Here is a 17,851-nt window from a genome sequence, read left to right as displayed (position 1 = left end):
GTGTTGGGGGAGGAGTATTCCACCATTACCTTTTTGCCATTGGCTGGTTTTCTGCCAATATTTCTGTTGTTAAAGCGTTGTTGCAGGTCCTGTACCCAGTACTTTTCAGCAATGGAGAGGTTGAGGAATCCTTTGATGACATTATAGCCGGCAATGAGGTCGGGGAAGTTAGCAGTGAGGTAAGCACCCAGTTTATCGCCGGTTTCTTCCGGTTTCAGTCGGCTGAATTTGGTAAAAGGGAAAACGAGGATGGTGTATTCACCTTCAAACTCGGGTTTGGTAGAATTGATGGCAATACCTTGTGCAGGAACTTCCTGGTCAAACAGAGCCTTGATGGCCGTGGCCGCAGCCGTTTTTATATTTAATACTACACTCATGCTGAAACATTGTTGCGAACGGCAAAGGTAAAATAAAAAACGCTCCCACCTCAGGCGGGAGCGTTTTCTATCAAAATAGATCTATTTATAATTTGAACTTCTTATTAAAAGTATAAGAAAGACCAATGCTCGCTACACTATTTTTATGTGCTTCTGTAGCATTCTTATACACATCCGTCAATCCGAACATATACCTCGCCGTAATCCCTACCCCCACAGGAAACTGGTATCCCAAACCAAAACCTAATCCAAAATCAGCCGTTGTCATGTCATCCTTTGTATCAACCGTTACCTTCCCGGCTTTTACCTTGGAAGACGCCAGCAAACCCACCTGCGGACCCGCTTCCAGGAAAAACTCCTCTACCAGGTGCACCTGAAACATCACCGGTAAATTTATATACCCCAGCTTAGTGGTGTATTTATTATTCGCCACATCCCTGTAATAATACCCCTGACCAGAATACAACAGCTCCGGCTGAATAGCAAACATGTCATTCAGCGCAAAATTGGCAAAACCACCTGCATAAATAGAAGCCCGGGTATGAGAATTATCGGTGTTTGTCAGTTTGGCAACATTCAAACCACCTTTCACTCCAAAAGTGAGGGTTTGTGCTTTGGCACCTGCTACAGCGCAGGCTGCCAGCAGTACAGCAAGAATAGATTTTTTCATAATATAAGGTCAAATTTTCGCTTCAAAGTCAAATATTATGCCGAACCTATATGGGTAACCCCCTCTACGATACTGACAACCTCGACTGACATAATTGCATGTTATACCCCGTTGGCATAATCATTGACTTATTGCCTGAAGAAGACAAATCTATCTACAACTACAATCGAGAATTATATAAAACTATGGGAAAGATAATAGGTATCGACTTAGGAACTACCAACTCTTGCGTTGCCGTAATGGAAGGTAACGAGCCGGTAGTAATTGCAAACGATGAAGGGCGTAGGACAACCCCTTCCGTGGTGGCGTTTTTGAAGAACGGGGAAAGAAAAGTAGGTGACCCAGCAAAACGTCAGGCTATCACAAACCCCGTTAACACCATTATGTCAGTGAAGCGTTTTATGGGACGCCATTTTGACGAAGTGTCTAATGAAATTCCTCATTGGAGCTATAAAGTAGCCAGAGGTGAAAACAATACTACCCGTATTGACATCGACGGCAGGTTATATACACCACAGGAAATCTCTGCAATGATTCTTCAGAAAATGAAGAAAACTGCTGAAGATTACCTGGGTCAGGAAGTAAACGAAGCAGTTATTACTGTTCCTGCTTACTTCAACGACGCTCAGCGTCAGGCTACAAAAGAGGCTGGTGAAATCGCTGGTCTGAATGTACGCCGTATCATCAACGAACCTACCGCAGCCGCACTGGCTTATGGTCTGGACAAAAAACACCATGATAGCAAAATAGCCGTATTCGACTTAGGTGGCGGTACTTTCGATATATCCGTACTGGAACTGGGCGATGGCGTATTTGAAGTAAAATCTACCAACGGTGATACTCACCTGGGTGGTGATGACTTCGATAAAGTGATCATGGACTGGCTGGCTGAAGAGTTCAAAAAGGACGAAGCTGTTGACCTGCACAAAGATCCAATGGCATGGCAGCGCCTGAAAGAAGCAGCAGAGAAAGCAAAGATCGAACTGTCTTCCTCTCAGGAAACTGAAATCAACCTGCCTTATATCACCGCTGTAGACGGCGTGCCTAAGCACATGGTGAAAAAACTGACCCGCGCTAAATTCGAACAGCTGAGCGACAGCCTGGTGGAAAGAACACTGGAGCCTTGCCGTAAAGCCCTGAAAGATGCAGGTCTGGGTGCTTCCGAAATAGACGAAGTGATCCTGGTAGGTGGTTCTACCCGTATTCCTAAAATCCAGGAAGTGGTAGAGAAATTCTTTGGTAAAAAACCAAACAGAGGTGTAAACCCTGACGAAGTAGTAGCCATCGGTGCTGCTATCCAGGGTGGTGTACTGACCGGTGAAGTAAAAGACGTACTGCTGCTGGACGTAACCCCACTGTCTCTCGGTATCGAAACAATGGGTGGTGTAATGACCAAGCTGATTGAGTCTAACACAACTATCCCGAGCAAGAAATCTGAAACCTTCTCTACCGCAGCAGATAATCAGCCTAGCGTTGAGATCCATGTACTGCAGGGTGAGCGTCCAATGGCTGCCCAGAACCGTACCCTGGGTCGTTTCATCCTGAACGATATTCCGCCTGCTCCACGCGGCGTTCCGCAAATCGAAGTAACTTTCGATATCGATGCGAACGGTATCCTGCACGTAACTGCAAAAGATAAAGGAACTGGTAAGAGCCAGAACATCCGTATCGAAGCAGGTAGCGGCTTGAGCAAGGAAGAAATCGAAAAGATGAAAGCTGAAGCAAAGGCAAACGAATCCAGCGATAAAGAAGCACGTGAAAAGATCGAGAAACTGAACCAGGCAGATAGCCTGATATTCCAGACAGAAAAACAACTGAAGGAATATGGTGACAAGATCTCCGCAGATAAAAAAGCACCTATCGAAGCTGCCCTGGGCAAGCTGAAAGAAGCGCACAAATCACAGGAAGTAACAGCTGTAGATGCAGCCGTAACTGAACTGAACAACGCATGGACTGCAGCATCCGAAGAAATGTACAAAGCTACACAGGATGCACAGCAGGGCGGTGCACAAGGTGGCCAGGAACAACCTCATGGCAGCACAGCTGGCAATGACGGTGTAACCGATGCAGAATTCGAAGAAGTGAAATAAGCTTCATATAAGTATAAATAGTTTGAAAAGGGCAGTATCACAGGATACTGCCTTTTTTATTATATTTATATCCTATGCAATTGACACTATATCCATTTGAATTAAAGTTTAGATATACATTCACCATTTCGCGCAAGTCCAAAGATGTACAGCCCTTACTGGTCGTAGCCCTTGAACAGGACGGATGTAGTGGCCTGGGAGAAACTGCTGATAATGCCTATTATCACATGACCGTACCCCGCCTTATGGCCGATATAAATGCCCACCGTGCACTTATAGAGAATTACACATTGACCACTCCCGAAGCATTTTGGGAAACCATGTACCCGCTGCTGAAAGATAATCTCTTTGCACTCTGTGCATTAGACCTGGCAGCCCACGACCTGTATGCTAAAATACAGGGCAAGAAGCTGTATGAAGTCTGGGGACTGGACATCTCGCACAATCCAATGACAGACTATACGATTGGGATTGATAGCGTAGAGAACATGGTGAAGAAACTGGAAGAATTTCCCTGGCCTATTTACAAGATCAAGCTGGGAACAAAGGATGATATAGCCATTATAAAAGAATTACGCAAACATACGGATGCCACCTTCAGGGTCGATGCAAACTGTGCCTGGGGAGTGGAAGAAACCCTGCGCAATGCCGCCGCCTTTGCGGAGCTGGGTGTAGAGTTCATAGAACAACCCATGCCGGCCGAAAATAAGGAAGGTATGAAAGAGGTATTTGCAAAATCTGCATTGCCATTGATTGCCGACGAGAGTTGTATTACCGAGTCAGATGTAGCAGCCTGCAAAGGCTTATTTCATGGCATCAATATCAAGCTTACCAAATGTGGTGGTATCACGCCTGCCCGCAGGATGATTGCCGAAGCACGGGAGCTGGGCCTGAAAGTCATGACCGGTAGTATGAACGAAAGTACAGTGGGTACATCGGCAGTGGCACACCTGTTGCCTTACCTGGATTATGTAGATATGGATGGTCCGTTGTTACTGGCAGAAGACGTGGCGGATGGTGTAAAGATCATAGATGGAAAAATCTACTATGCCGACAGGCCCGGTACAGGTGCAATCCTGAAATAATCCGTTATGAAATATATAACCCTCATGCTGTTGCTGTGCTGCACCTTCCATTTGCAGGCACAGCAGGTAGCCCGTTTTACGGTCAAAGCAGGAGCTTATCCCTCCGCAAATTTACCCGTTAGCTATGTCCTTGATACCCTGATCGATAGGGAAAGTATGGAGCTGGAAGAGATCAAAGGGAAAGAACGTATTAAAACTCCCTTTCAGATCGAACCTGGGAAAATCTGGTTTATCCTGATGGGTAATACAAAACCCGGAGAAACCCGGGTATATGAGTTGAAAAAGAAGGTTTCCCCGCCTAAGGTGATCGTCGACTTTATGTGGGGCCTCGATACTGCCGGTGTATTGACCCTCTCTGAAATGGATAAGGTCCGTTTACAATACCATTCCACCGGGGTAGATACAATCTATCACCGTAGTGGCTATATCCACCCTCTGCTGGCGCCTGATGGGCAGGTGCTGACGAATATTCAGCCCAAAGATCATTTACATCACTACGGCATCTGGAACCCCTGGACACATACGGCTTTCAAAGGAAAAGAAGTAGACTTCTGGAACCTGCAAAAGAAAGAAGGCCGGGTGGAATTTGCAGGTTTTGTAAGCAAAACAATGGGCACCGTATGGGGTGGATTCAAGGCCCTGCAACGCCACATAGCAGGGCAGGAGCCGGCGATAGATGAACTCCTGGATGTGAGGGTCTATTTCAGCGGGATGGATTCCAGCCGTTATATAATGGACTATACCTCTACCCTGAACTGTGCCACAACAGCTGGCATCACCTTACTCCAATACCGGTACGGTGGTGGATTTGGCTTACGAGCTACCGCGGACTGGAAGGCAGATAATACAACCCTGATCACCGATGCCGGTACCACCCGCAATAATACCGACAGCACCCGTGCCCGCTGGGTAAAAATAACCGGCAATACAGGCAAAGGTCGTTCTGGCATGTTAATTCTCTGTGCACCTGACAATTTCGACGCACCGCAACCTTTGCGTGTGTGGAATGATAAGGCAGAACATGGGGAGTTGATGTTGAATTATAGTCCGACGAAAATGAAGGAGTGGAAGTTGTACTATGGCAGGGAATACAGGCAGCGTTATCGTGTGATTGTATTCGACAATGATCTGTCAGTAGCAGAATCAGAGGCGGCCTGGCAGGCATTTGCACATCCCCCAACCGTTACCGGCGTCTTACTTCGCGGACAGCAATAATCGCGTTAAAAAGGCCTACAAAACCCATGAGGAGTAAAATAGCAATCAGGCCCCACTGACCGGTGGCCCGGTAAATGAAATTTTCTACCCTGGAAAGGCGGTTGAAACTCCCTAAATCCAGGTCATGATAAAACTGCAGATATCGTAATATGGCAAAACCAAATCCAACGAGGGTGAGAAGGGTTGTCCAGACGACAGTGGTCCAGGTGGAGGCATCTTCATCATGACGTTTTGGGCTGGTAGACATGAAAGTAATATACAATAAAAAAAGCTTTTGCCGAAAGACAAAAGCTTTTTTTACTGCTCAGAATATCTATAGTATTATATAGCAATCGCATGTTCCTGCTCCTGGCTGGCTGCTTCCAAAGCTTCCAGCAGGGCCTCTTTTGCAAATGGCTGGTCAAACCACTTGTCCACACTTGCATACACAATCTTCAGGGAAGGCGTCAGCACATAAATACCCGGAACCGGTACATCTGCCTCGATACCTGCTACCCGGTCCCAGATAGGATCAGTAGTGGCATACAAACCTGCTTTCTTAGCAATACCATTGTACTGGTCAAAGATGGTAGCAAAGGGTAGCTGGTACTGTGCAGTTGCCTGCTCAAAAGTCTGTTTATCATCAGTAGTTGCTACCAGCAGCTGACCACCTGATACCCGGATATCAGCATATACTTCCTGCAGTTTTTCCAGCAGGGTATTACCATAGTTATTCCAGTGAATAGAATGGAACGCCAGTACCAGTGGACGGTCAATTACCTGTGTTACAGGCAGTGAACCATTCAGTGTTTTGAGTGTATCAGAAGTAGCAATGATGTTCTTTTTATGTATATGGAAGGAAGGTAAAGTCTCACCTGCCTGTAATGGTTGGATCGGTGTTCTGTCCTGGCTTCTTTTAGGAAAAAATTCTACTTCGAATTCAGGAGCGATGTCAGCGTATCTATATAAATTGTTATTGTTAGTGGCCATGGTAGTAGGTCGATTTTGATTTGTTAATGGTAGTTCGATTTTTAAGAAACGGTATAGAAGGCAAGGGTCACATGCACATACAACAGCTGGCATTTGGGGTTGTAGAACAAAATTGGCCATTGAATTTTTCAGATGTTGTTTTGTTAGGCATGTGATTAAATTTTTAGATGATTGCCTGTTATTAACAACACAAAGATAAGGGAATTTTAATTACCCTACCAACTTTGTAGGGTATTATTTTTTTAGATTGATTATCAGTTATTTAAATTGGATATTTCCAGGGGAAGAAGCATGGGGGCCCGGTTTTTCCGGGTATTATCTACGTCTGCTTTCCATTCGGCTCCGAATAACCGACCCATTTTGGCATCTATTTCATTCACTACGTTCGTCTGCTTGTTGGAGAACGCATAATTATAGTAATCACGTAGAATATAAATATAGATAGAGGCACTGATTTCATCATCCGATAGATGGATACCTGCTTTATATCCTTTTTCCAGTACGTCGTAATACCGGCCTGCATCTTTGCGTCTGCACAATTCTGCTGCCTGGTACCAGGCATTTAGTGCTGCAGTCTGCAGATTTTGTTGTTCCGCAAATTCTGCCTGCTGTATATAGAGCGGAATTGCTTCAGAGAATCGCCGCCTGATTTGTGCATAGGCAGCCTGGTAGCCGTAAAACTGAACGACCAGTGGTAAGCAGGCAGGATCTTTTTGCAGCATGCCTTGTTTTGCAATGCGTAATCCGCGTTCCAGCAATTGGGGAATCTGTGGTTCGCGTTTAAAATGAAACAGCAGACCTGCATACATAATATGCGCGGTGGCAAACAAGCCTTTGTTCCCGCTACGTTGTGTACAGTCTAACGCCTGTTGACCCCATTTATGCAGCCGTTTTACATCTTTATCTTTCAGTGCAGCGCCCATTTCGAACACACATTTGCGCAGCATGATTTCAGGGTTATTCGGATCACCCCGTCCTGCCAGTTTTTGAATAGCCTCTGGTAAGTCGATGGGTACATACAGGTTGCAGATCATGCCGGGAAATTGTTTGTCAGCAATGGTGAATTGTTCATTGCCTACATGGTCAATGAGCATGATCTTCACGCCTGCGGGAATTCCTTGCTTCAATAAATTACTGATCCAGTTTTTCAGGTGCTGGGTATGACTCACCTGCCGTGGAATCAATGCCAATACTAAATCACGAGATAATGCATGTTGAAAAGAACCGAGCATTTCCAGTAATAATTCATCAGTCAGTATACCGGTACGAAAGGGTTGTGCATCCCATTTAAAATCGGCCTGTGCAATGATGGCGTCACTTTTATCATATTCTGCCAGCCAGTCTTTGATCAGTGCAGTGCTGAATGTATCCGGATCCTCAAACGCTGTCAGCTGTGTTACAAATACCTCAGGCAACCGGCCATGAGCGGTTGATTCCAGTTTGCAAAAACCTTCATACACCCGCGATTCTTCGGGTTTGATCAGCACACGTACAAATTTGAGTGCAGGTTTGTTTGAGACTTTTTCTATCCAGGCCTGCTGGATTTTCAGCACCAGTTGGGCAATTGGATTATGTTCATTCATGCTACGGTTATTGTTTCTCCTTTAGCACTAATGGCTGGTTCTATACTTTCAGGGGGAGAGTGATATTCACCTGGGAAATAACGTGAATGGATATATAATTAATAAGGGAAAATATGCGTATGGCAACCTATGCCATACGCAATTATTTTAAGCCTGTGGCCATGGATTCTGGAAGGTAGAGCTACCAAGCTGTACTTCTCTGGCAGAGAGTACCAGCTTTACCTGCATAGGAATTTCGCCGCTGGCTTTGAAGTGCTCAAAATATTCTACACAATAGGCATCGGTAAATTTGAGCTCTTTCATTTTGGACATAGCATCGCGGCGATAGAAGATAATACTGCCACTCTTGGTTTGCGTATTAGAGATCATCCAATCAAACAGATTGGTGTCGCCGTCGGATTCAAGCAAAACGGTCAATGAGCCTCCGATGGGGCGGGCGGCGGGCTTACCATTATGATCTGTGTGTTGGGTAAAAGAAAACTGACAGTCCAGTACATTAATTTCTTCACCGTCTAATCGCATTACTGCTTTGAATGACATACCTTGAAGGTTTTGTTTTTAACAATAAATTTATGGTGCAGGCAACGAATTGGGGTTATATCAATTTCAATTGCCGGATTAACGAGAAATATGGTCACCACGAAAATAAATATTCTGGGAGATATTGGAAATTTTTTTTGTTCGAGTGTTGTTTAAGCTTTCTTCGAGTGTTGTTCGAGTGTTGTTCGAGTGTTCTTCGACGCTTCTTCGATGCTAGTTCGACGCTTCTTCGATTAAAATTACATTCACCACCCCTGTTAATAAAATAAAAAATCAATGCTTATCGTTTTATGATTAATCATCAAGTGATAAATAAAATAAATGCATATTTCAATTACATTGTGATTAAATCTGATTGAATTGTAGTCGTTTAACTATTACCGTAATAAAAAACAGGCAGTGGGAAAACTTTTATCGTTTCAACAGTTGAGAGGAAAAGGGTAATGATTAACCGCTTAATAAATAATTTATATACATTTTCGCGTATCTTTACCGCGTAATAATGACCCAAAATAGTATTAACCCTTAACCGGATAATATTTTTAGAAAAACCTTGAATCATCCAAATGACCCTGGCAACTTATACAATTCAAGCTCCAGAGGTGCAGGCAGCCATACGTATTGCCCAGGCCCTCGCCAAAGAACATCAGCATGTGCAATATACCCCTGCACACCTTTTACTCGCGTGTCTGCATAAAGAATTGAATCTTGCTGCTCCCTTACAGGCAATGGGCATCGACATTTATTACCTCGAAGAATGGGCTGAAGTAAGACTGGATGGGTTGCCCAAAGGATCCCGTATTCCGGATGAGCCTGAGGCCGATGAAAATGCCACCAATGTATTGCAGGAAGCTGATTCCATCCGTTTGGAATACGATATGGATCTGGCTGATGCCTGGTGCCTGCTGGTAGCTATCAGTACCCCGGGTGTAGGTTTTACTTTTGAACAACTCAAATCATTTCCCGTACAGCGTACACAGCTGCTTACACATTTCATCAAGGATGTGCCACAGCCCGGCCGGAATGGTAATCCCAAACAGCCCGCTGCCGGAAAACTGAAATATATCTATCGCCTCACTGACCCCCAGTACCTGCAAATGAAGCATGCACTGGCTGGCAGGGATGCAGAGGTGCGTACTATGCTGGAAATACTGTCGCGCAAGGGACGTTCCAGCATTCTCCTGATTGGTGAAGGTGGTGTGGGTAAAACAAGTATGGCCGAAGCACTTGCGCGGGCCATCGTGCAAAAACAGGCCCCTGCCCAGTTACAACACACTGATATCTATGCACTCGACTATGGCGCATTTATAGCTGGTGCTGCGTATAAAAACGAACTGGAAGACCGGTTACAGCAAATCATCTCGCATTTGCAGGAAAGAGGCCGTCATGTATTGTTCATCGACAACCTCCACACTTTGCTGGATAAGCAACCGGGTTCTGCCGGTGGAATGGGCAATGTGCTCAAAGCCGCCATTGGCAAGGGTGAACTCATCGTTATCGGTTCCTGTACCCCTGAAGGCTTCCGCAAGATGATAGAACCGGATAGCCTGTTACGCCATTGTTTTGAAACAATGAACCTGGGAGAACCTGACGAAGCCCTGGCTGCAAGAATGATCAAAGCAGTGATACCTGATTATGAAAGTTATTACAACCTCACTGTGGATAACGAGGTGATTACAGAAGCCATCCGCCTTTCCCGGCGCTATCTGAAGGAGCGTAGTTTGCCTGATAGTGCAATCAATTTGCTGGACCGCACACTGGCAGCCATCCGCACCACAGAGGATACGGGCAGGCAGGTAGTGGCAGATTTACGTAAGCAGTTCGAAACCATCGGAGATGACCGTACAGAACTCCTTTGGTGGTACCAGCAATGTATGCAGCGCCTCAGTGCTTTGCTCACAACAAGGCTGCACCTAGAGCAGGAGGTGAACAGGATTGAAGACATTGCCACTTTAAAGGCAGTTTTAGGCGATATTTTAACCCAACTGGACACACAGGTTACCGAAGTCCACAATTCGGTTAAAACCGTGGATTTGGCTACCATGATTGCCGAAAGCACCGGTATTCCGCTCGGAAAAATTCAATCCAGTGAGCGGGAGCGGTTGGTGAACATGGATGTGGAGCTGCGCAAGCGGGTAGTAGGGCAGGATCATGCCCTCAAAACAGTATCTGAGGCTATCCTGGAATCCCGTTCCGGCCTGAGCCGGCCCGGGCAACCAATTGGCTCTTTCTTCTTCCTCGGCCCTACAGGTACCGGGAAGACCGAACTGGCCAAATCTTTGGCAAACTTCTTGTTCCAGGATGAAAGAAGCATGATCCGGTTTGATATGTCGGAATTCAAAGAAGAACATTCAGCCGCATTGTTGTATGGAGCCCCTCCGGGTTATGTTGGTTACGAAGAAGGTGGTCTGCTGGTTAATAAGATCCGTCAGCAACCCTATGCTGTTGTACTGTTTGACGAAATAGAAAAAGCCCATCCTTCCGTATTCGATATCTTTTTACAGATCATGGATGAAGGTAAATTGCATGACCGTCTTGGTAAAACAGGCGATTTCTCCAATGCCCTTGTTCTGTTCACTTCCAACATAGGTAGTGAAACGATTGCTAATTCTTTCCGCCAGGGAGTTATCCCGCCATCCCAGCAGCTGATGGAAATAATGGCAAAAAATTTCCGCCCCGAATTCCTGGGCCGGTTGACCGAAATAGTGCCGTTTGGACCCATACAGGCAGAAAACGTAGTGAAGATATTTGACATCCATTTGCAACACCTGCTGCAATTGCTCAAACAACAGCAAATCGAATTAGAAGTGTCTGTTGCCGCAAAGGAACAGCTGGCCGCAGCAGGATATTCCCCGCAGTACGGGGCAAGACCATTGAAAGAAGTGATCCGTGCCAAACTGCGGAAACCGCTTTCAAGAATGATCATAGAAGGAAGTCTGCAACCACACCAGAAAGTAGCACTGGATGTGGACGGAAATGGCGGATTAGTCTGGGATATTCGTTAACTTAGAATGTAGAACCATAGCGCATTTATTGTAGTAAAAACCATTTATTATGAATGATAATTACGGAATTGGCGGCACCGAGGTGAAGCTCGACGCCAATGAGGCCATTGTTGAAATCTCCCATAACCGGACCCTGTTTGCTGAAAAGTTGACCCAGCAAACCCCTGTTAAACCGGAGATAGTACAGGGATTAACTTCTGTGGAAGATGTATTTGAGCATTACAAACCCACAGTAAACATGCTCTATCATGATGCCGACGGCCGTACCATACCTGAAAACCTGGAATTCCATAACCTGGGTGATTTTGGCGTGAAAGGTATTACTGCCCAGAGCAAATTTCTGAATGATCTCTCCACTGAGAAAGAACAGTATCTCAGAATCATGAAGCACCTGAAAACAAACAAGATCCTGAAAGCAGCACTGGCAGATCCTTCAGCCAGAGAAGCATTGCTGGGCTCTGTCAGACAATTGCTGGCAGATCTGAAAAAGTAGTTTGTACCAATTAATTCTTACCCATGACAGAATTACAAAAGCAACAGGGGGGACAGCAGGAAGAACAACTGCAAAGCGCACCCGGACAAAAACAATCCGCATCATTACAGGAAAACCTGGATATACTGGCCAAATACGGTGGATTCGATCTGCTGGAAGGCACCATAGAAGGCGTACAAAACCTCAATCCCGAACGTAAAGCCCGTCGCAATATCTTCCTGACCGAAAGCTCCAAAAAAGGAGAAAGAGACTACCTGAAAAAAACACTGGAACTCTGGGAAAAAGTGCTCACCGAAGCCCAGGACCTCCCGGATATGGTGACCTATTGTACTGAACATTCTGAACAGGCAGGCAATGTACTGACCCACAACCTGGCCGAAGCCGTAGAAGCTACCAGGGAACTGGAAACATCTTACCGCAACGTGGCCCTGTTCTTCAAAAATACGGAGTCTGACAAGGTGAAGAACGTTTCCTTCATCAACGTCGAAGCCGATCAGATAAAAGACCTGGACAATACCCGCTTTATTGACGCTATTCAGCAGGAACTGGTTGCCAACTACGATCGTCTCGATCTGCGTGACAACTATAGCTTACTGATCCTGCCCGGTTACCTGGGTTCCAACAAGGTGCTGGAAAAATGGGCGAAGATCGCCTATGAAAACAAGGCCATGCTGGTCACAGACTTCTCTCACCTGGATGCACCGGATGATGTGATGGAAATGTTTGAACTGGCTAACCTGACCGGTGGCGAAATTCATCGCTCCAATGTGATCATGACTGCCAACTGGCTCGTAGGCCGTGGTAAGTTCGACGAGATCAATGAGCAGGACAACTTATACGTTCCACCTTCCGGTGCGCTGGCAGGTAAGATCTATAAAACCCTCATGTCGCAGGTAACCGCCGGTAAAAAATTCGGTGGTATCAACGAAGTAGATGGCGTGAAGTTCGAACTGAAGAAAAGTGAAATTGCCAGCCTTGAAAAAATGGGCCTCATCCCAATGGTCAAGGAATATGGCAAGGTAATGGCCTTCAGTGCAAAGACACTGTTCAATGGGGATAATATCGGTTTGCAAACATATTCTGTCGTTCGTGTATTTGACTACGTGACCAAGGTACTGATGGACTTCCTGAACCGCCGGGCATTCGAAAACTTCAATGCCAATACCCGCAAAGACCTGATGAAACAGATTATCCGCTTCCTGGATAGCATCACAGGGCCGGATAAACTGATCGAAGATTTCAACATCCGCCGTTTCGAACAGGATCCTTTACAAAAAGACCGTATTCACCTCGATATACACCTGAAACCATACTTCCCTGCCAAGAACTTCCTGATTAAAATGGATGGTCACAAAGGGGAAGATGCGAACGAATGGAATACTGAATATGAGCAGGATAAAGCATAAAATGGCCACAGGCGAATCAACTTATTGATGATAAACAAACTGTAGTTCCCCCTCCTGGAGGGGGAGCCTGTTTTTTAAGCCGTGAGCATTTTTGTGTAAACATAAAAACAAAAGCAAGGAAAAAGTCAGATGAAGCAATTGCTATTAGGCGTTTTCTGTTGTTGCTTATTGTCATGGAGCCACGCTTCAGGACAAGCGCAGCCAGACAGTATTATCACGACGAAAGGCGCCGTCACCCTTATTACCTGTGGATCTTCCATCAGTACCTTTCAAATCGGGGATGGAAAAAATTCAGATTACGACTATCGCATTGTAGATGGGAACGTCGTATTTATCCGGCCGGTAGTGGCAAACCCAAGACCGACCAACCTGGTAATCAGGGAGGGAGACAATATTTTTTACATGATCCTGGCCTACCGCGAAAAGGTGGAATTGTCTAAACTGAAGTACAACCTGTCAGGCGGTGCTGCTGCACCAAAGACAACTGCCACCACAGGCGGTGCAGGGGCCGAAAGAAGCACACCGACAGTTGAAGATAATACACCTCTGCCGGATATAGATACCGTGACAGTGGGCAATATTGCAGCAGACTTTATGAAACAACGAAAAGTGCAGCGCCAGTATGAAACCACTTCGGAAGATATTACGGTGACGTTTTCGCAGGCGATGAGTCTGAACAACCTGATGTATTTGTGTTTCAGAATTAAGAACCAAAGCGGTACACCTTACCAGGTTGAAAAGGTAACCCTGATGCATAAGGTGCATACCGATACTACCACACTGCATAACCTGCCGGTCGCGTACAGAAGAGGTCCTTCGTTTTTTGGTGGAAGAGATGAAGAAAATGTAGTGTTTGTAACACCTGCACCCGTACTGAAGAAGTCCGATGAACTCATCTTCATCATGTACAATGCAGCCACAAAAAACCAGATCGTTTTGTATGTGCCGATGGGCGGTTTGCCAAAATACATGATCACTAAATGATCCGACGTTATCTCCATATAATCCTTGTTTGTACCTTTTGTATGGTCACAGAAGGACTGTCTGCGCAGCAGGTAGCCTTTTGCGGCGAGTCTGTACCGATGGAACGGGACTTTGTAAATTACAGGCTGATGGATGTGATAAAGGGCCATCTTCGTCACCGTAATTTTTTGCCAGCTTTGAAAGCCCGGTCAGAACAGTATTTTCCACTCATTGTACCCATCTTACAGCAATACCATATACCAGAAGATTTTAAATATTTGCCTGTGGTGGAAAGTGGCTTTACCAATGCCACCTCCGTTGTAGGTGCACAGGGAATCTGGCAGCTGATGCCAGCTACCGCTACTACTTTGGGACTGGACGTAAGTAATTCAAATGATGAGCGGAATGAGTTGCTGAAATCGACACATGCAGCCTGTAAATACCTCGTACAATTATACAACCAGTTACACTCCTGGACACTGGCCGCTGCTGCTTACAACTGTGGCCCGGGAAACATTTCCCGCAATATACGCAGGCAGGGCAGTAATGACTATTACCAGCTGATGCTGAACAGTGAAACGGCGCAGTACATTTACAAGATCATTGCGATCAAGCAATTGTTCGAATTTCCTGAATTGTATATTCCTGAATTTGGCTACAATGTGTTTAACAAAACAACGGTAAATGCCTCCGTCTTTAATTCAGGACCTGCGATCGAATCAGATAAACGATTCAGAAGTATTAAAATCAATATTGGTGGTAAGTCAGAAAAAGCAGCCATCACAACACTGGCAGCTAAGATGCAGAGTAGTAAGAGCTTTGAAGACGGCCAGCTGGTGAGCATCTTGCTATTAGATGATTTGCAGGCGAATGGCGTGTACATTCGGAAACAAACAAAACTGTCGGGGAGGGGCTGGCTTGTCAGCAACCGTATTTATGTAGATCTTGGTTTTGGGAATATGGTCGTGCTGTGCGATGCCGGTGGCAAAAAGGGTGTATCACCCGAAACTTTAAAATCTGGCGGAGAAGTCCGCCTGCAGAAAATATGAATTATCTTTTTTAAATAATTCGCAAAAACCTCTCAACTAATTCGCAAAACCCCTCAACAAAACAGCTTTTGCCGGAGGCAAAAGCTGTTTTGTTGAGGGGTTTTTATGAAAGTGTGGCATTTATTACATTAATACATCGTTCATAAAAATTCTATAAGGATAATTATTCGTTCCATTCTCCTTTAATTGCTGCAACATTTCATCTTTCATATACAACAAACTTCCTTCAGCATACAAATTCGCTGGTTTGGACAAAGTTATTTTAATATCCAGTGTTCTGCTATATCCTTCAGATGCTCCAGGTTTTACAGATACTCCTTTGGAAATGCTCACTTCTCTCAGTTCTCTTCCCATTACATACCTGACCAGTGCCTTGATATCTTCAGGAGTCACAATCCTGTTCCGTGTGAGCAAATGGTAGCGGTACAGGTTGATCTTTTCATCAATACTCAGCCGGTCCTTACCGCCCTGTGTATTCGACAGCATGGTGATGGAATTTGGTTGCAACTGCACGCTACCATATTCCTGCAGCTTGCTGCCCATGCGAATATTATTCGCTGTGCTGCCATTGGTGGTATAGAACTCTAAAAATAAATAGTCTGCATTTTCCTTTGGCTTGATCATGAGGTAAGGAATATTACCCCTGTTGCTGGTAGGTTGCAACTGCTCTTCCAGTGAAGCGATCAACTGGTGCAGTTCCCGCATTCTGCTTGCTACATAGTCATTCCGCACTTCTTCAAAGAGGGAGCTTTCATCCCTGATTACTTCAATCAGGTAGGCAATGATCTCTTTGGCCTCGCGGGAATCGAACCTGCCAATACCACTGCTACGGATCACAAGTTCACCTTCCTGCATTTCACCGCTGGTAGTGAAGTTACGCACATGATAATCAGTGCCGGCTACATCATACACGCGCTTTACATCAAAGTAAATATCGTTGGTATGCAGTGGCATGATGTTCAGGTATTTGTTCAGTCGCTGTGATTGCTCATTCAGTTTTTTGTTGATGACCGGAAAGCAATTGATGCTGCAAAACAGGTCTTCCAGTAATGAATGACGAATGGTTTCCGGAAACTCAATCCTGATCCACACAATCTCCTGTTGCAGCCTGCTGCTGCCCTGGCCAAATACATGCTGTAAGGCAGGGGGGAAAGGCATGGCTGCCGGTAAAGGCTCTGTACTGGTGATAGTCAGGAAGTGCTGTCTGAACCGTTGTAAGATCTGCTGGCTATACCGGGTATTGGTATCGAAGGCAGGTTCCATAATGGCATCCAGGTCTTCTTCTGCAGCGCTTTTGCTATGGAAGTAACCGCTTTTTACCTGCAAAAGGGTTTCACCTGCATAAAATTTAGCCAATGGCAGGTAATGATAAAACATTTCCTGCAGGTGTACGTTTCGCAGATCAAAGAAAAAAGAGAGCCCTTCTGCGGATGTCAGGGCGCCTTCCATACTCAGACCCAACCAAAGGTGATTAGGCGGCGTATCGGCCTGTAAATTGCCTTGCAGGACCTGTTCTTTGAACCAATGGTCCCTGGTCTCAAACAATTTACCGCCAATCACGCTATATTTTACCTGTCCGCGGAACAGGCGATGATGTGCCAGGGGCATAAAAAAGAGGTCCTGGCTGTTGAAGCCGTTCCTCAGGGAATAAAAGAACTGGTGATCGGGTGTAAGGGTGGCTGTCCGCTCATTGCAGCTGGCGTGCAGTATACCATAGGCCGGCTGGCTGCTGGTAATTGGCTCCGGCATCATGATCTGGGCCAGTCGTTCTACCAACCGGGCATGGGATACTTCTGCTTCGCCTGATATTTTTTCCAGTTCGCTGGCGCAGGCTTCCAGTAATAATTGTACGATAGGATCAAAGGAGGTTTCTACCTCTGCATCAGGGTATCCCCACAGCCTGGCGGCTGTCTTTAACATCCGGTCTTTGATTCGTTCTTTTTGCTCTTTAGCCAAGGGTTAAAATTTTAATCGTATGACAATGGACTTACGTAAAAGAAACTACTATAATGAAAATCAGTCTTGTTCCTCGCCAGCACCCCCGTTACGGTCACTCTTATCTTCTTCTTTACTTTTTTAGAAGTCATCCCCATCACTTCTTCCTGGCTGATTTGCGCCACTACTCTCGTTTGTGTCAATCGCTTCTCATACCGGTTGATAGATGCACGGATTGACAGCTCTACCTGTTCTTTCACTTCATTGTTCGAAGCCCTGATATCGAAATCGCTGTCCCACAACTGGCAACCATACTGGGGATCGTCTTTATTCTCCCCCAGTACGGTTGTGATTAACAACTGAATATGTTGTGCTACCGATTCTTCCAGGTTTACGTCAGGCAGGTCCTGCTTCTGCAAAATTCTGGAGAAATCCATTGGTAGTTTATAATACTGCTGTTTCATTTTTTAA

Annotated in this window: 15 protein-coding genes and 1 pseudogene; 8 read left to right on the top strand and 8 right to left on the bottom strand. The window is 45.5% G+C overall.

The window, feature by feature from the left end:
- Together ABDW16_RS19060 and ABDW16_RS19055 are read right to left on the bottom strand one after the other, a co-directional pair.
- Nucleotides 1-377: pseudogene (locus tag ABDW16_RS19060) on the bottom strand (arginine--tRNA ligase); the annotation flags it as partial.
- Between the two features lie 85 nt (nt 378-462).
- Nucleotides 463-1,047: a porin family protein gene (locus ABDW16_RS19055; RefSeq protein ID WP_343671938.1), complete on the bottom strand. Its 585-nt coding sequence runs from the start codon at nt 1,045-1,047 to the stop codon at nt 463-465.
- A 185-nt stretch (nt 1,048-1,232) separates the two neighbouring features.
- Between ABDW16_RS19055 and dnaK the strand changes: the two genes are divergently transcribed.
- The 3 genes from dnaK (at nt 1,233) to ABDW16_RS19040 (ending at nt 5,437) form a co-directional block, all read left to right on the top strand.
- Nucleotides 1,233-3,137, top strand: coding sequence for a molecular chaperone DnaK (dnaK, locus tag ABDW16_RS19050; RefSeq protein ID WP_343671936.1), 1,905 nt, complete (start codon nt 1,233-1,235; stop codon nt 3,135-3,137).
- Nucleotides 3,138-3,211: 74 nt separating this feature from the next.
- A complete protein-coding gene (locus ABDW16_RS19045) occupies nt 3,212-4,222 on the top strand; it encodes a dipeptide epimerase (protein WP_343671934.1) in 1,011 nt (336 codons plus the stop codon).
- 6 nt (nt 4,223-4,228) lie between these two features.
- Nucleotides 4,229-5,437, top strand: a complete 1,209-nt coding sequence (locus ABDW16_RS19040) for a PmoA family protein (protein WP_343671933.1) — start codon at nt 4,229-4,231, stop codon at nt 5,435-5,437.
- Here ABDW16_RS19040 and ABDW16_RS19035 read toward each other — a convergent pair.
- The 4 genes from ABDW16_RS19035 to tssD all read right to left on the bottom strand — a co-directional run bounded on the left by ABDW16_RS19035 (nt 5,406) and on the right by tssD (nt 8,529).
- Nucleotides 5,406-5,684 carry a hypothetical protein gene (locus ABDW16_RS19035; RefSeq protein WP_343671931.1) on the bottom strand — a complete coding sequence of 93 codons (279 nt, stop codon included), beginning with the start codon at nt 5,682-5,684 and terminating at the stop codon, nt 5,406-5,408. The two genes, ABDW16_RS19040 and ABDW16_RS19035, sit on opposite strands and share 32 nt — an antisense overlap.
- Before the next feature lie 74 nt (nt 5,685-5,758).
- Entirely contained in the window at nt 5,759-6,406 is a 648-nt protein-coding gene (locus ABDW16_RS19030; protein WP_343671929.1) for a redoxin domain-containing protein, read from the bottom strand.
- A 254-nt stretch (nt 6,407-6,660) separates the two neighbouring features.
- On the bottom strand, nt 6,661-7,989 hold the full coding sequence (locus tag ABDW16_RS19025; protein ID WP_343671927.1) for a hypothetical protein: 1,329 nt from the start codon (nt 7,987-7,989) through the stop codon (nt 6,661-6,663).
- Between the two features lie 147 nt (nt 7,990-8,136).
- Nucleotides 8,137-8,529 (bottom strand): type VI secretion system tube protein TssD, encoded by a 393-nt coding sequence (tssD, locus tag ABDW16_RS19020; protein ID WP_343671926.1) that lies wholly within the window; start codon nt 8,527-8,529, stop codon nt 8,137-8,139.
- A gap of 566 nt (nt 8,530-9,095) precedes the next feature.
- Here tssD and ABDW16_RS19015 point away from each other — a divergent pair.
- The 5 genes from ABDW16_RS19015 (at nt 9,096) to ABDW16_RS18995 (ending at nt 15,445) form a co-directional block, all read left to right on the top strand.
- Nucleotides 9,096-11,534 carry an ATP-dependent Clp protease ATP-binding subunit gene (locus ABDW16_RS19015; protein ID WP_343671925.1) on the top strand — a complete coding sequence of 813 codons (2,439 nt, stop codon included), beginning with the start codon at nt 9,096-9,098 and terminating at the stop codon, nt 11,532-11,534.
- A gap of 49 nt (nt 11,535-11,583) precedes the next feature.
- Nucleotides 11,584-12,027 (top strand): hypothetical protein, encoded by a 444-nt coding sequence (locus tag ABDW16_RS19010; protein ID WP_343671924.1) that lies wholly within the window; start codon nt 11,584-11,586, stop codon nt 12,025-12,027.
- Between the two features lie 23 nt (nt 12,028-12,050).
- Complete coding sequence (locus tag ABDW16_RS19005) at nt 12,051-13,433, top strand: DUF5458 family protein (protein ID WP_343671922.1); 1,383 nt, start codon at nt 12,051-12,053, stop codon at nt 13,431-13,433.
- A 129-nt stretch (nt 13,434-13,562) separates the two neighbouring features.
- On the top strand, nt 13,563-14,417 hold the full coding sequence (locus ABDW16_RS19000; protein WP_343671921.1) for a hypothetical protein: 855 nt from the start codon (nt 13,563-13,565) through the stop codon (nt 14,415-14,417).
- Nucleotides 14,418-14,458: 41 nt separating this feature from the next.
- Nucleotides 14,459-15,445, top strand: coding sequence for a lytic transglycosylase domain-containing protein (locus ABDW16_RS18995; protein WP_343671919.1), 987 nt, complete (start codon nt 14,459-14,461; stop codon nt 15,443-15,445).
- A 123-nt stretch (nt 15,446-15,568) separates the two neighbouring features.
- On the opposite strand, the gene ABDW16_RS18990 is transcribed toward ABDW16_RS18995, so the two are convergent.
- Together ABDW16_RS18990 and ABDW16_RS18985 are read right to left on the bottom strand one after the other, a co-directional pair.
- Nucleotides 15,569-17,401: a hypothetical protein gene (locus ABDW16_RS18990; protein ID WP_343671918.1), complete on the bottom strand. Its 1,833-nt coding sequence runs from the start codon at nt 17,399-17,401 to the stop codon at nt 15,569-15,571.
- An 11-nt stretch (nt 17,402-17,412) separates the two neighbouring features.
- A complete protein-coding gene (locus ABDW16_RS18985; protein ID WP_343671917.1) occupies nt 17,413-17,844 on the bottom strand; it encodes a GPW/gp25 family protein in 432 nt (143 codons plus the stop codon).
- Nucleotides 17,845-17,851 lie beyond the last annotated feature (7 nt).

This window comes from Chitinophaga sp. (genome assembly GCF_039596135.1).
GTDB lineage: Bacteria > Bacteroidota > Bacteroidia > Chitinophagales > Chitinophagaceae > Chitinophaga.
The sequence above is the reverse complement of the archived record's forward strand: the minus strand, read 5'-3'. Positions and strand labels throughout refer to the sequence as shown.

Bases quoted from the DNA above. Each gene is read 5' to 3' on its own strand.
- ABDW16_RS19030 (WP_343671929.1), bottom strand. From the start codon at position 6,406: ATGGCCACTAACAATAACAATTTATATAGATACGCTGACATCGCTCCT.
- ABDW16_RS19005 (WP_343671922.1), top strand. From the start codon at position 12,051: ATGACAGAATTACAAAAGCAACAGGGGGGACAGCAGGAAGAACAACTG.
- tssD (WP_343671926.1), bottom strand. From the start codon at position 8,529: ATGTCATTCAAAGCAGTAATGCGATTAGACGGTGAAGAAATTAATGTA.
- ABDW16_RS19010 (WP_343671924.1), top strand. From the start codon at position 11,584: ATGAATGATAATTACGGAATTGGCGGCACCGAGGTGAAGCTCGACGCC.
- ABDW16_RS18985 (WP_343671917.1), bottom strand. From the start codon at position 17,844: ATGAAACAGCAGTATTATAAACTACCAATGGATTTCTCCAGAATTTTG.
- ABDW16_RS18995 (WP_343671919.1), top strand. From the start codon at position 14,459: ATGGTCACAGAAGGACTGTCTGCGCAGCAGGTAGCCTTTTGCGGCGAG.
- ABDW16_RS19055 (WP_343671938.1), bottom strand. From the start codon at position 1,047: ATGAAAAAATCTATTCTTGCTGTACTGCTGGCAGCCTGCGCTGTAGCA.
- dnaK (WP_343671936.1), top strand. From the start codon at position 1,233: ATGGGAAAGATAATAGGTATCGACTTAGGAACTACCAACTCTTGCGTT.
- ABDW16_RS19045 (WP_343671934.1), top strand. From the start codon at position 3,212: ATGCAATTGACACTATATCCATTTGAATTAAAGTTTAGATATACATTC.
- ABDW16_RS19000 (WP_343671921.1), top strand. From the start codon at position 13,563: ATGAAGCAATTGCTATTAGGCGTTTTCTGTTGTTGCTTATTGTCATGG.
- ABDW16_RS19015 (WP_343671925.1), top strand. From the start codon at position 9,096: ATGACCCTGGCAACTTATACAATTCAAGCTCCAGAGGTGCAGGCAGCC.
- ABDW16_RS19025 (WP_343671927.1), bottom strand. From the start codon at position 7,989: ATGAATGAACATAATCCAATTGCCCAACTGGTGCTGAAAATCCAGCAG.
- ABDW16_RS19040 (WP_343671933.1), top strand. From the start codon at position 4,229: ATGAAATATATAACCCTCATGCTGTTGCTGTGCTGCACCTTCCATTTG.
- ABDW16_RS19035 (WP_343671931.1), bottom strand. From the start codon at position 5,684: ATGTCTACCAGCCCAAAACGTCATGATGAAGATGCCTCCACCTGGACC.